The 14,485-nt window shown below is 58.6% G+C and carries 11 protein-coding genes; all 11 read left to right on the forward strand.

The genetic code is table 11. The annotated features are described in order from the left end of the window. The first annotated feature begins 31 nt into the window (after positions 1-31). The 11 genes from J2T60_RS05865 (at position 32) to moaB (ending at position 14,246) form a co-directional block, all read left to right on the forward strand. Entirely contained in the window at positions 32-727 is a 696-nt protein-coding gene (locus J2T60_RS05865) for a cyclic nucleotide-binding domain-containing protein (RefSeq protein WP_253446690.1), read from the forward strand. 230 nt (positions 728-957) lie between these two features. Continuing rightward, positions 958-2,235, forward strand: a complete 1,278-nt coding sequence (locus tag J2T60_RS13400) for an MFS transporter (protein ID WP_366518281.1) — start codon at positions 958-960, stop codon at positions 2,233-2,235. Between the two features lie 33 nt (positions 2,236-2,268). Continuing rightward, entirely contained in the window at positions 2,269-3,864 is a 1,596-nt protein-coding gene (locus J2T60_RS13405; RefSeq protein ID WP_366518282.1) for an MFS transporter, read from the forward strand. A gap of 105 nt (positions 3,865-3,969) precedes the next feature. After that, positions 3,970-7,716: a nitrate reductase subunit alpha gene (locus tag J2T60_RS05875; RefSeq protein ID WP_253446693.1), complete on the forward strand. Its 3,747-nt coding sequence runs from the start codon at positions 3,970-3,972 to the stop codon at positions 7,714-7,716. Further along, complete coding sequence (narH, locus tag J2T60_RS05880) at positions 7,716-9,266, forward strand: nitrate reductase subunit beta (RefSeq protein WP_253446696.1); 1,551 nt, start codon at positions 7,716-7,718, stop codon at positions 9,264-9,266. The genes J2T60_RS05875 and narH overlap by 1 nt, the downstream gene beginning before the upstream one ends. 2 nt (positions 9,267-9,268) lie before the next feature. Further along, a complete protein-coding gene (narJ, locus tag J2T60_RS05885; RefSeq protein WP_253446699.1) occupies positions 9,269-10,006 on the forward strand; it encodes a nitrate reductase molybdenum cofactor assembly chaperone in 738 nt (245 codons plus the stop codon). A gap of 17 nt (positions 10,007-10,023) precedes the next feature. After that, complete coding sequence (gene narI, locus J2T60_RS05890; RefSeq protein WP_253446702.1) at positions 10,024-10,707, forward strand: respiratory nitrate reductase subunit gamma; 684 nt, start codon at positions 10,024-10,026, stop codon at positions 10,705-10,707. A 187-nt stretch (positions 10,708-10,894) separates the two neighbouring features. Beyond that, complete coding sequence (locus tag J2T60_RS05895; RefSeq protein WP_253446705.1) at positions 10,895-11,710, forward strand: peptidylprolyl isomerase; 816 nt, start codon at positions 10,895-10,897, stop codon at positions 11,708-11,710. A 171-nt stretch (positions 11,711-11,881) separates the two neighbouring features. Further along, entirely contained in the window at positions 11,882-12,322 is a 441-nt protein-coding gene (locus tag J2T60_RS05900; RefSeq protein WP_253446708.1) for a hypothetical protein, read from the forward strand. Next, on the forward strand, positions 12,315-13,562 hold the full coding sequence (locus J2T60_RS05905; protein WP_253446711.1) for a molybdopterin molybdotransferase MoeA: 1,248 nt from the start codon (positions 12,315-12,317) through the stop codon (positions 13,560-13,562). The genes J2T60_RS05900 and J2T60_RS05905 overlap by 8 nt, the downstream gene beginning before the upstream one ends. 150 nt (positions 13,563-13,712) lie before the next feature. Further along, on the forward strand, positions 13,713-14,246 hold the full coding sequence (moaB, locus tag J2T60_RS05910) for a molybdenum cofactor biosynthesis protein B (RefSeq protein ID WP_253446714.1): 534 nt from the start codon (positions 13,713-13,715) through the stop codon (positions 14,244-14,246). Positions 14,247-14,485: the final 239 nt, after the last annotated feature.

Consider the following 14,485-nt stretch of genomic DNA (forward strand, 5'->3'; position numbering starts at 1 on the left):
TCTGGCACACCACCCGAGAGAGTCGAAGGCCATGGAAACCATACAGGATGAAAAGCTCGAAGCACTGAAGGGCCATCGCCTCCTCGGCGTGCTTAGCGAGAATGCCCGACAGACCCTTCTCAAGGACAGTCTCGAATTGGAAATGCCCAGTGGCACGACCCTCTTCCGTCAGGGAGAGAGTGCCCGTTTTCTGCACGTGGTGTTGGAAGGCCGGGTAGCCTTGATTGGCAGCTCCGACCACAAAGACGAGACCGTGGTGGAGTTTTTCCGGGAAGGTGATGTCTTCATCATGCCGGCTGTGGTACTTGAAATGCCCTACCTCATGTCGGCCCGCACCGTGGACGACTCCCGCATTCTCCTGATTCCCGCCACCCCCTTTCGGGAAGAGGTGGAATCCAACGCGGCACTCAACCTGGCCGTTACCCATGAGCTCTCCCGTCACTGGCGGCTGCTGATCCGTCAGGTCAAGGATCTCAAGCTACGGTCCGCGCCCCAGCGCCTGGGCTCCTACCTCCTCAGTCTGGCCGATACGGATCAACAGTCCGGGGTTGTGGAATTGCCCGAGCAACGCGGCATGCTCGCCCGCCGTCTGGGTATGACACCGGAGAATCTGTCCCGGGCCTTCAACCGCCTTCAGGACAGCGGTGTCCGCTCCCGTGGGCGTCAGGTGATGCTGGATGATATTCCCGCCCTCCGGGAATTTTGTGCCTATGACGAGCTCGTCTGAGTTATGCATCAAGGCCTTCTGCAACAAACGACAATAAGCGGCTTGACGTCATTGGGTTAAATCATCCACCACAATCAAAAAAGATCATGCCAAGCCGCTGTTTTATCAGCCAAATCGATCGAGATTTGATCTTAATCAATTAGAATCCACGGTTGACACAGGTCAAGGTTGACCGGGCTCCCCTTCCTTAAGCTCTCCCATAAGACCTCAACGAATGGGAGAGCAGCTAGATGGCCTCGCCACGCTTCAAGCAGTACTCGGTACTCAGCGCCAATACCATTGCCTTCACGATCTGCTTCATGGTCTGGACCATGTTCGGTGAAATCGGTGTGCCCATCGCTGATGAATTAGGTCTCAATGAGACACAGTTTGGCGTTCTAACGGCTGTACCGATTCTGATTGGCTCCCTGGTGCGCCTACCCTTGGGGGCCTGGACGGACAAGTTTGGTGGACGGCCAGTTTTTTTCATTCTCATGCTGGTCACAGTTCCAGCCATCTGGCTGGTCCAGTTTGCCACCGAGTACTGGCAGTTGCTGGTTCTGGGCTGCTTCGTGGGCCTGGCCGGCGGGGCCTTCTCGGTAGGCATCAGCTACACCGCCAAATGGTTCCCCCGGCATCAGCAGGGCACGGCCATGGGCATCTTCGGTGCCGGTAACGCCGGTGCCGCTGTCACAAAATACATTGCCCCCACGGTCATTGTGGTACTCAGCTGGCAGCATGTGGCGAATTTCTATGCCGCCATCATGCTGGTCACTGCGATTCTGTTCTGGTTCTTCACCTACTCCAATCCAGAACACAAGAACACTTCGACGCCCACGCTCCGTGAACAGGTGAAGGTGCTTAACGACCCCAAAGTTTGGAAATACTGCCAGTACTACTCGGTGGTCTTTGGCGGCTATGTGGGGGTCTCACTCTATCTGACCCGCTATTACATGATGGAGTACGACATCGGTATTCAGGTAGCTGCCCTGATTGCCACCATCTTTGTACTCCCCTCCGGTGTCATTCGCGCTTTTGGTGGCTGGCTGTCCGATAAATTCGGCGCCCACAATGTGACTTGGTGGTGCATGTGGTCCAGTCTCATCTGCTTCTTCTTCATGTCTTACCCGCACACCGAGTATGCCATTGCCACTCGCGATGGCGGGACCATTGAATTTGCCTTCGGTCTGCCCATCTGGTTGTTCACCGCCCTGCTTTTTGTGGTCGGGATCGCCTGGGGTCTGGGCAAGGCATCGGTCTTCAAGTACCTCTCCGATGATTACGACCGCAACCTGGGTTTGGTCTCCGGCATGGTGGGCCTGGCCGGCGGCCTGGGCGGCTTCCTCTTGCCAATCATGTTCGGCGCCCTGATCGACCTCACCGGGGTCTCCACTAGCATCTGGATGCTTTGCTTCGGTTTCACCCTGGTCTCGGTGATCTGGATGTGGTGGACCGAGCGGCGTGAGCCGATCCTCACCCGTGACCGCCATCACCAGCCCGCAGTGAAGACGGCAAGCGATACCGAATAACAATCTGAACCACCGACACGAGGAGCCTGTTTCGTGAAAACCAATCGGGACATCGAAAACTGGAATCCAGAGGACACCACACTCTGGGAGCGTGAAGGCAAGCGTACTGCCAACCGCAATCTCTGGATCTCCATTCCCGCCCTGTTGCTGGCCTTTGCGGTCTGGCAGATGTGGGGAATGATCACGGTTCAGATGCTGAACCTGGGTTTTCCTTTCAGCCAGACTGAACTATTCACCCTAACCGCCATCGCCGGGCTGACGGGGGCGACACTGCGCATCCCTGCCTCCTTCATGATCCGAATCGCCGGTGGGCGGAACACCATTTTCTTTACCACGGTACTCATGATCCTGCCCTGCCTGGGCGCCTACTTCGCTTTGCAGTCCACAAACACACCACTTTGGGTGTTCGTGGTGCTTGCCGGCTTGTCCGGTATCGGGGGCGGCAACTTTGCGGCCTCCATGAGCAACATCTCCAACTTCTTCCCGAAGAAACAACAAGGCCTGAGCCTGGGTCTCAATGCCGGCCTAGGCAACTTCGGTGTCACCACCATGCAGATCCTCATCCCGCTGGTGATGACCATGGCTGTATTTGGCGCCCTGTCCGGCTCCCCCATGAGCTTGGAAAGTTCCAGCGGTACGCTGATCGGTCGCATTGAAGCCGGCACCGACACCTGGATACAGAATGCCGGTCTACTCTGGGTGATACTGCTTATCCCCGTCAGCATTGCCGCCTGGTTCGGCATGAACAATCTACGCACGGTCACCCCGGCTCCCGGCCATCCCGTCACGGCCTTCGGCAAGATTCTGGGACTTTACGGGGTGGGCTTCCTGGCAGCCGCCGTTGGCTTGTGGCTGTTCCTGCCACAACCGGTGGGCCTGGGCGTGCTAAACATGTGGATTGCCCTGCCGCTGATCGTGCTGCTGACCCTGGGAATAATGAAGCTCATCCCCGGTGCCATACAGACGAACCTGAATAAGCAGTTCGTGATCTTCAAGGATCGGCACAACTGGGCCATGACGGTGCTTTATATCGCCACATTTGGCTCCTTCATCGGTTTTTCCGCTGCCCTGCCTTTGTCCATCGAAGTCATCTTCGGGCAAATGATGGAGAACGGTGAACGGGTATCAAACCCAGATGGACCCAGCGCGCTGACCTATGCCTGGATTGCACCTTTCATTGGTGCTCTGATCCGGCCGGTGGGGGGATGGCTCTCCGACCGCTTCGGTGGTGCGCTAATCACTCAGATCATGCTTGCCGTCATGGTCCTGGCCTCACTCGCCGTGGGTTGGGTGATGCTGCAGGCCTATTATTCGGAATCACCCCAGGATTGGTTCTGGTCTTTCCTTGGTCTATTCCTGGTCATCTTCGCCGCCGCCGGCATTGGCAACGGCTCCACTTTCCGTTCCATCGGCGTGATGTTCGACCAGACACTGAAGGGCCCCGTCCTGGGGTGGACCTCGGCCATTGGTGCCTATGGTGCCTTTCTTGCCCCGCGGGTCATGGGCGAACAGATTGAGGCGGGCAGTCCCGAGATTGCCCTTTATGCCTTTGCCGCCTTTTATGCCCTCTGCCTGGTCATTAACTGGTGGTTTTACCTTCGCAAGAACGCTTACATCAAAAATCCCTAATCCCGGGAAACATGAGATGCCTATAGAGATACTTGAAACCATAACGTTGGGTCATGAGCCCGCCAACGCGCCTGACGGGCAAAGCAGCCTGCAAGGAGTCACAGCATGAGTCACTTTCTCGACAATCTGACCTTCTTTCGACGTGAGAAGGAGCCGTTTTCCGACGGTCACGGCATCAAAACCGATGAAAGCCGTCGCTGGGAGGACAGCTACCGTTCTCGCTGGCAGCATGACCGCATTGTGCGCTCCACCCACGGGGTGAACTGCACCGGGTCCTGTTCCTGGAAGATTTACGTAAAAAACGGTCTGGTGACCTGGGAAACCCAGCAGACCGATTACCCGCGTACCCGGCCCGGTTTGCCCAACCACGAACCCCGCGGCTGTGCCCGGGGCGCCAGCTACTCCTGGTACATCTACAGTGCCAACCGGGTGAAATTCCCCATGATCCGCCGGGTGCTTTTGGAACTGTGGCGGGAGGCCCGTCAACAGCACAAGGATGCCGTGGATGCCTGGCAATCCATTGTGGAAGACCCGGAAAAAGCGAAAAGCTATAAGTCCCGGCGTGGCCTGGGCGGATTTGTGCGGGCTGACTGGCTTGAGGTCAATGAGATCATTGCCGCGGCCAATGTCTACACCGCCAAGCAATATGGCCCGGACCGGATCATTGGCTTCTCCCCTATTCCGGCCATGTCCATGGTCAGCTATGCCGCCGGTACCCGCTACCTGTCGCTGATTGGCGGCACCTGCATGAGCTTCTATGACTGGTACTGCGATCTGCCGCCGGCCTCTCCCCAGACCTGGGGCGAACAAACCGACGTGCCGGAATCCGCCGACTGGTTCAATTCCACCTTCCTGATGATGTGGGGCTCCAACGTACCCCAGACTCGGACACCGGATGCCCACTACATGACCGAGGCCCGCTACCGCGGCACCAAGACGGTCACGGTGACCCCGGATTATTCCGAAGCCTCCAAGTTTGGTGACATCTGGCTCAACCCCAAACAGGGCACCGACTCGGCTCTGGCCATGGCTCTGGGGCATGTGATCCTCAAGGAATGGCATGTGGAGGGCAAGAGCGAATACTTTGATGACTATGTCCGCCGTTACACCGACCTGCCCGGCCTGGTGATGCTGGAGGAAAAAGACGGCCGCATGGTCCCGGGCCGCTATCTGCGTGCTTCGGATATGGATGCCAATCTCGGCCAGGACAATAACCCGGAATGGAAGACCCTGGTACGGGACGAAAATAGCGGCAACATCGTCGCCCCCCAAGGCTCCATCGGTTTCCGCTGGGGTGAGAAGGACCGGCGCTGGAATCTGGAATCCCTGGATGCCGAGGGCAAGGAAATCAAGCCCAAGCTCACCGAGATCAAGGACAGTGACGAAGTCGTCACCGTCGGCTTCCCTTACTTCGGCGGCGGCGGCAATGCTCACTGGAGCCATACCGACCACGAAACGGTTCAGCTTCGCAACGTGCCGACCCGGAAAGTGACGCTGGCCGATGGCAGCGAAATCCGAGTTGCTACCGTATTCGACCTGATGGTGGCCAACTACGGCATCGACCGTGGCCTGGGTGGCGGCAATGTGGCTTCAAGTTACGACGACGATCTCCCCTATACCCCGGCCTGGCAGGAAGCCATCACCGGCGTGCCCCGGGAGAAGGTCATCGCCGTGGCCCAGCAGTTCGCCGAGAACGCCCACAAGACCCAGGGCAAGTCCATGATTATTATCGGTGCCGCCATGAACCACTGGTACCACATGGACATGAACTACCGTGGCGTAATCAAGATGCTGATGATGTGTGGCTGCATCGGCGTCAGCGGGGGTGGTTGGGCCCACTATGTGGGTCAGGAAAAACTGCGCCCGCAAAGCGGCTGGACACCCCTGGCCTTTGCTCTGGACTGGGCCCGCCCGCCCCGGCAGATGAACTCCACCTCCTTCTTCTACAACCACACCAGTCAGTGGCGGCATGAGAGGTTGGAGATTGGTGAAGTGCTCTCCCCTCTGGCCAATGCAGCCGACTTCCAGGGGCATATGATCGACTTCAATGTGCGGGCCGAACGCATGGGCTGGTTGCCTTCCGCGCCCCAGCTGAGTCGAAACCCCTTGAACATCGGTCGGGAAGCCAAAGAGGCCGGTGTGGATCCGAAGGATTATCTGCTGGACCAAATCAAATCCGGCAAGACCGGCTTTGCCTGTGAAGACCCGGACAACCCGGCCAACTTCCCGCGCAATATGTTCGTCTGGCGCTCCAATCTGCTGGGGTCCTCTGGCAAGGGTCACGAGTACTTCCTCAAGTACCTGCTGGGCACGGAGAATGGGCTCCAGAACAAGGACCTCGGGAACGAGACGGACAAACATCCCCAGGAAGTGAAGTGGCGCGAAGCGGCCCAGGGCAAACTGGATCTGCTAACCACGCTGGACTTCCGCATGTCCACCACCTGCATGTACTCGGACATCGTCCTGCCCACGGCCACCTGGTACGAGAAGGATGATCTGAACACCTCCGACATGCATCCCTTCATACATCCGCTCACCGCGGCAGTGGACCCAGCCTGGGAGTCCCGCTCCGACTGGGATATCTACAAGGGCATTGCCAAAACCTTCGCCAAGCTGGTCCCCGGACACCTGGGCAAGGAAACCGATGTGGTCACCGTACCGTTGATGCATGACTCGCCAGCGGAACTGGCCCAAGCCCTGGACGTGAAGGATTGGAAGAAAGGCGAATGTGAACCGATCCCCGGCAAAACCATGCCCAACATCGTCGCCGTCGAGCGGGATTACGAGGCAACCTTTGATCGCTTCACCGCACTCGGCCCATTGATGGAGTCGGCCGGCAACAACGGCAAGGGCATGGCTTGGGACACCAAGGACGAGGTCAAGGCTCTGGGCGATCTGAACGGTCGTCAACTGAAAGGGGCCGCCAAAGGGCAACCCAAAATCGAGACGGCGGTGGATGCCTCAGAGACCATCCTCATGCTCGCACCGGAAACCAATGGCCGGGTGGCCATGAAGGCCTGGGAAGCACTGAGCAAGAACACCGGGCGCAAGCACACCCACTTGGTGGAAGGCCATGCAGCGGAGAAAATCCGTTTCCATGATCTCAAGGCCCAGCCCAGAAAAATCTACACCTCTCCCATCTGGTCCGGTATCGAATCGGAAAAGGTCAGCTACAACGCCGGCTGGACCAACATCAATGAGCTGATCCCGTGGCGCACCCTCACCGGCCGCCAGCAGTTCTACCAGGATCACAGCTGGATGCGGGCCTTCGGGGAACAGCTTTGTGTCTACAAGCCGCCGGTGGATCTCAAGACCACCGATGCCATGGAGAACAAGCGATCCAATGGCAATAAGGAAATCGTGTTGAACTTCATCACCCCGCACCAAAAATGGGGTATTCACAGTACCTACACCGATAACCTGTTGATGCTGACCCTGTCACGCGGTGGGCCCATTGTCTGGATCAGTGAAGTGGACGCCGCCAAGGCCGACATCAAGGACAACGACTGGATCGAGGCCTTCAACATCAACGGGGCCATCACGGCACGTGCGGTGGTCAGCCAACGTGTCCCGGAAGGTATGTCCATGATGTATCACGCTCAGGAGAAGATCGTGAACACGCCCGGGTCGGAAATCACCGGCATGCGAGGCGGGATACATAACTCCGTCACCCGTACGGTGCTCAAGCCGACTCATATGATCGGGGGCTACGCCCAGCAGAGTTATTTCTTTAATTACCACGGAACCGTCGGCGCCAACCGGGATGAGTTCATCATTGTCCGAAAAATGGACAAGGTGGACTGGATGGATGGCGAAGACACCGGCGATGCCATGTATGTGGAGGGTGCCTGATGAGAATTCGTGCGCAAATCGGCAAGGTCCTGAACCTGGACAAGTGCATTGGCTGTCACACCTGTTCGGTGACCTGCAAAAACGTCTGGACCTCCCGCGAAGGCATGGAATATGCCTGGTTCAATAACGTGGAGACCAAACCCGGCATCGGTTATCCCAAGGAGTGGGAAAACCAGGACCGCTGGAACGGCGGCTGGGTTCGTAAATCCAACGGAAAGATTGAACCCAAGATCGGCGGACGCTGGCGGATTCTGGCCAATATCTTTGCCAATCCGGACATGCCGGGCATCGATGATTACTACGAGCCCTGGGACTACGACTACGCCTTCCTGCAGAACGCGCCGGATGCCAAGACCATGCCCACGGCCCGGCCCCGCTCAGCCATCACCGGCAAGCGGATGCAGAAGATTGAATGGGGTCCCAACTGGGAGGAAATCCTGGGCACGGAATTCAAGCACCGGTCCAAGGATTACAACTTCGAGGGTATCCAAAAGGAAATCTACGGGCAGTTCGAAAACACCTTCATGATGTATCTTCCCCGCCTGTGCGAGCATTGCCTCAACCCCACCTGTGTGGCGTCCTGTCCTTCCGGGGCCATCTATAAGCGGGAAGAGGACGGCATTGTCCTGATCGACCAGGAAAAGTGCCGCGGTTGGCGCATGTGCGTCTCCGGCTGCCCCTACAAGAAGATTTACTACAACTGGAAGACCGGCAAGTCGGAGAAATGTACCTTCTGCTACCCCCGGATTGAGGTGGGTGAGCCCACGGTCTGTTCGGAAACCTGTGTGGGCCGGATTCGCTATCTGGGTGTCATGCTTTATGACGCCGACCAGATCGAAAAAGCGGCCAGCACGCCCAATGAACAGGACCTTTACGAGGCCCAGCTGGATGTATTCCTGGATCCCCATGATCCGGAGATCATCGCCGAAGCCCGCAAGCAGGGTATCCCGGACAACTGGCTGGAAGCCGCCCAACAGTCACCGGTCTACAAGATGGCCATGGACTGGAAAGTTGCCTTCCCCCTGCACCCGGAATACCGGACCCTGCCCATGGTCTGGTACTGCCCGCCCCTGTCACCCATCCAGTCGGCAGCAGACGCAGGCAAAATCGGCTACAACGGCGAGATTCCGGATGTGGATGCCCTGCGTATTCCTGTCCGTTATCTCGCCAACATGCTGACGGCGGGGGAAGAGGCGCCGGTGATTCACGCCATGGAACGGATGCTGGCCATGCGGGCCTTCATGCGCTCCCGCCATGTGGATGGTGTGGAAAACGTCGAGGTCCTGGAACGGGTGGGTCTGGATGTGGAAACGGTGGAGGACATGTATCGCTACATGGCCATTGCTGACTATGAAGACCGTTTTGTCATCCCCACCAACAAGCGGGAAAAATCCGAATCCATCTATGACGGGATCAGTGAGCGCGGTGGCTGTGGCTTTAGCTTCGGCGGCGGCTGCGATGCCGGGCATAGTGATCCGGATGTCTTCGGCGGCAAGCCCACAACCCAGCGCAAGTTCTTCCCCATCAAGGCCGACCGGGAGAAAGCATAACCATGTTGACCTTAAGAGTGTTATCACGATTAATGGCCTACCCCACGGAAGAAACCGTGGCGGCCGGCCCGGAAATGCGGGAAGTGCTGGAGCGGGAAAACAAGCTGGGGGGCGAATGCCACCAAGCCCTGCACCGCTTCATCCAGCGTCTGGAGCAGACCCCGCTGATGAAGTTGCAGGAAGAATATGTCGCCCTCTTTGACCGGGGGCGGCATCTTTCCCTGCATCTCTTCGAGCATGTGCACGGCGAGTCCCGCGACCGGGGCCAGGCCATGGTGGAGTTGATCAACTACTACCGGGAATGCGGCCTGGAGCTGGATGCCCATGAGTTGCCGGACTACCTGCCCCTGCTATTGGAATTCCTTTCCACCCGGGACCGGGACGAAATCAATGCGCTGTTGGCCGATGCCATGGCAGTGATCGTCCTCCTGGGGGCCCGCCTGCGGGAACGGGAATCGGACTACACAGCCCTCTTCGATGCACTGGTGGAAATCGGTGGCGAACCCGCCGAAGCCGAGGCCATGCGCGAACAGGCCGCCAAGGAAGGGCCGGATGAAGCCATCACCAAGATGGACGAAATCTGGGAGGAAGAACAGGTGACCTTCATGGCCAACACCAACCCGGCCGAGTCCGGCGAAGGCTGCCCCATCTCCCAGACCGGAAAACCGCAACAGGAAGTCCCCATTCAGTGGATGGACAAACCTGGAACATCCCATCCGGACGGCGCAGGCCGTAACTGACAGTCGGAGGAAGCATCATGGAAATCTATTTTAATCAGTTACTCTTCGGTGTCCTGCCCTATCTCGCCGGGTCCGTCTTCCTGCTGGGATCGCTGCTGCGCTATGAGCGGGGCCAATACACTTGGCGGGCCATGTCCAGCCAAACCCTGAGCAACACGGCGACCTTCCGCTGGGGCAGCATCCTCTTCCATGTGGGGATCATCCTGCTGTTCTTCGGTCACCTGTTCGGCCTGCTCACGCCCCAATGGTTGTATCAGGCCCTGGGCCTGAGCACGGCGGTCAAGCAGCAAATCGCCATCGCCGCAGGGGGATTCTTCGGCATGGTCTGTCTCATCGGCATGACCATCCTGATCTGGCGCCGCCTGTTCAATGAGCGTGTTCGGGTCAACAGCGCCCGGGCGGATACCTTTATTCTGGTATTGCTTTATCTGCAATTGCTCACCGGGCTGGCTACCATTCTTGTATCCATTGATCATCCAGAAGGCTACGTCATGGTGCAGCTGGGTAACTGGGCCCAATCCATCGTCACCTTCCAGGCCGGTGCCTGGGAATATGTGGTGGATGTGCACTGGATCTACAAGCTCCATATGTTCTTAGGGATGATCATGTTCACCGCCTTCCCCTTCAGCCGTCTGGTTCACATCTGGAGCTGGCCGGTGGGCTATCTGCGGAGGGCTTATCAGGTTGTCCGCGCTCGCTGAGCGCGGACAACAGCCTCAAGCTTCAAGCCGCAAGCTCCAAGCTGGTTTTCCCGGCACTTGAGCTTTGCGATTGTAGAAAACGAGTCGATACCGAGAAGTTTCTAAAGACAACGAACAGGAACAGCCGACAGTCTGCTTGTAGCTTGCGGCTTGAAGCTTGTAGCTGAAAAACCGGAGGTTTTTCAAAATGACAATACAAATGCACAACCCTCGCGCCAACTCGGCCGACATCCATGTCAATGGCCGGGTGGTTTCCGAAGACAGTATCAACCGGGAAGTCCAGTACCACCCAGCGGCCAGCCTCCGTGAGGCCCGTCGCCGGGCAGCCACGGCCCTGGTGGTGCGAGAGCTTTTGCTGGACGAGGCCGAGCGTCAGGGCCTGGATGAGCAGAACCGGGAAGGCGAGGAAACGCGTGAAGAAGCCTTGATCCGACAGTTACTGGACAAGGCCGTGGAACGCCCGGAACCCTCGGATGCCGACTGCCGACAATGGTTCGAGGCCAATCGGGAAAAGCTCCGCACTCCGGACCAGCACGAGGTCTCTCATATCCTGCTGCCAGCACCGCCGGACGATGCCGAAGCCCGGGCAGAAGCCCAGAAAAAGGCCAAGGAACTGATTGGGCAATTGCAGGGGGACAAAAGTAGCTTCCTGAGCCTGGCCCGCGAGCATTCCCTCTGCCCATCGGCGGAAGAAGGCGGACACCTTGGCGTGATTGGCAAGGGGCAGACCACGCCTGAGTTCGAACGGGCGCTCTCCCGCCTGCCCGTGGGCCAGGTGGCCGAGTATCCGGTGGAAACCCGCTTCGGCTATCACGTGGTACTGATCCACCGGCGGGATGAAGGGCGACCACTAAGCTACGAAGAGGCCCTGCCCCAGATCGAAACCTATCTGGTGGAATCGGTATATCGTCGGGCGGTGAGCCAATACATCTCCATCCTGGCCGGCCAGGCGAAGATCGAAGGCATCGACCTGGACGCCGCCACTTCTCCATTGGTTCAATGAGGGTGGATCTCACGCAAAGACGCTAAGACGCAAATTAATTCTCTTATAAACACCTCGTAGGAGCGGATTTATCCGCGATTGACCATCGGATGGCACAAGGCCGGCTTAGGGTCCCTAATCGCGGATGGAATCCGCTCCTACGGGGGAACATTAGGCCGCTTAAGGGTACATATGCAGACATCACAGATTACCGAAAAAAACATCACCGGCTTCGATGACATGATCGCCATCGCCGCCAGCGAGCCGCAGCCGCATAAGCTATTGACGGTCTTGTTGCGAGTGGACAGCCCTTATCGTCAGGATGCCGATGGCAAAACCCGGCCCATCGAGAACGAGGGGGAATTGGTGCCCATCGCCATCAAGGCCCATGATGTGGATGAAGATCTGGACTTTGCCACCCTCAAAGCCGATGCCGATGCCGGCGCCCCCGGCTGGGGCCTGATGATGACCGCCGTTTTACCCGGCCAGGGCCCCCAACCGCCCAGCGAGGAAGACGTGGACAATCATCTCAAACGCATGGCCCAGACCGTCATGTCTGGAGGCGATATGAGTCGATTCCTCTTTGTCGACCGAAAAGGCGAAGCCGTCATGATGGAGAGCCACCATGGCTGAAGAGGCAACGCTCGCCGACTGCGATCACAACGCCCGGCAACTGCTTACCGTCTCTGAGGCCCAGCAAAGGCTGCTGGACGCCACTGTTCCCGTCCCGGAGACCGAATCACTGCCCATCAGCGACTGTCTGGGCCGAGTACTGGCTGAATCGGTGATTGCCGAGGCGGCGACACCGCCGGCGGATAACAGCGCCATGGATGGTTACGCCCTGCGTGCAGTGGATGCCGACAGGGAACAGGGGCTTGCACTCAGCCAACGCATTCCGGCCGGCCACGCCCCATCTCCATTGGAGCCGGGCACGGCCGCGCGCATCTACACGGGCGCAGTAGTCCCCGAAGGGGCAGATACCGTGATCATGCAGGAGCGCTGCCGGGAAGAAGACGGCCATGTCTTTATTGAGGGGCCGGTCAAGGTGGGCGACAACATCCGACGGGCCGGGGAAGATATCCAGGCCGGTGATGAAATCCTAAGAAGCGGCCAACGCCTGCGCCCGCAGGATATCGGGGTTGCCGCCGGCTCCGGCTTGGCCCAGCTGACGGTCCGCCGACGGCCCGTGGTGGCCATCCTCTCCACCGGCGATGAACTGGTTCAGCCCGGCAAGCCCCTGGGCCCGGCCCAGATCTATAACAGCAATGAAAGCATGCTCACCGGCCTGCTGCAGAGCCTGGGTTGTACGGTGCTGCCCGCCTGGCAGGTGGCGGATACGCCCGAAGCTACCCGGCAGGCACTGAGCGAGGCTGCGGACCAGGCCGATCTTGTGGTTTCCAGCGGCGGTGTCTCGGTGGGGGATGAAGATCATGTAAAAGCGGCCGTTCAGGCACTGGGGCGGCTGGATCTGTGGCGAATCGCCGTCAAACCCGGCAAGCCCCTGGCTTTCGGTTATATTGGAAATGAGTCAGTGGAGACCCCCTTCCTGGGTCTGCCGGGTAATCCGGTTTCCCTGTTCGTTACCTTTCTCTTGTTTGGTGCCCCCCTGCTTCGCAAGATGCAGGGTCATCGCCAAGTCATTCCCACGCCTATTCATCTGCCAGCGGATTTCGAACGGCCCAAGGCCGGTAAACGGGAGGAATACATTCGGGTGCGCCTGGAAGACAGCAAGCTGAAAGCCTACCCACATCAGGGCTCCGGCGTGCTCAGCTCTGCCAGCTGGGCGGATGGCCTGGCCAAAGTGCCGGCGGATGAGACCGTGGCCAGAGGCGATCGGGTGGCCTATTTTCCATTTTCTGAATTGGCAGGATGAATATTTCCCGCAGAGGCGCGGAGGTGTTAAAACACCCCCCGTAGGAGCGGATTCATCCGCGATTGGCGATCGGAGGGCACGGTGGCCAATTAGGACCCAATCGCGAATGAATTCGCTCCTACGAGAGATCAATCAACCAAGGTGAAATCAATGTCGAGAAAAGGCTGTGCCGACAAACCCTTCGTACCCATCCGGATTGCCGTGCTGACGGTGTCCGATTCCCGAACCCGGGAGAATGACACCTCGGGGGATACCTTGCAGGAACGGTTGGAGACGGCCGGGCATGAGTTAGCCGACCGAATGATCGTGCGGGATGATATTTTCCAGCTACGCGCGGGGGTCTCACGCTGGATTGCGGATGAGACCGTGGACTGTGTTCTGATTACGGGGGGCACGGGTATTACCGGCCGGGACAATACCCCGGAAGCCATCCGGCCACTACTGATCCGGGATATTCCCGGCTTCGGAGAACTCTTCCGCCACTACAGCCTGGAGGAAATCGGCACCTCCACCGTCCAATCCAGAGCCTTCGCCGGCACCGCCAACGCCACCCTGATCTTCGCCCTCCCCGGCTCCACCGGCGCCTGCCGCACCGCCTGGGACCGCATCCTCGGCGATCAACTGGACGCCCGCACCGGGCCCTGCAACTTCATCTCCCTGATTCCGCGTTTGAATGAGGCTTGAGAGAAAATCGGAACACGAAGGACACGAAGAAAGGCAGGAGGGCACGAAGGGGTTGGTTCTGTTAGCGCTGCCCTTCTTCGTAACCTCTGGGCTTAAGACCCAAGCTGTCAAAGCTTAGTCAAGTTTGGAAGGGAACACAGAGATCACGGAGAAGCACGGAGGGACACGGAGTTGCTGTAGGAGCGAATTTATTCGCGATTGGGCCCTAAGCGGACACCGTGCTCTCCGATCGCCGATCG

This window comes from Natronospira proteinivora, from assembly GCF_024170465.1.
Lineage (GTDB): Bacteria > Pseudomonadota > Gammaproteobacteria > Natronospirales > Natronospiraceae > Natronospira > Natronospira proteinivora.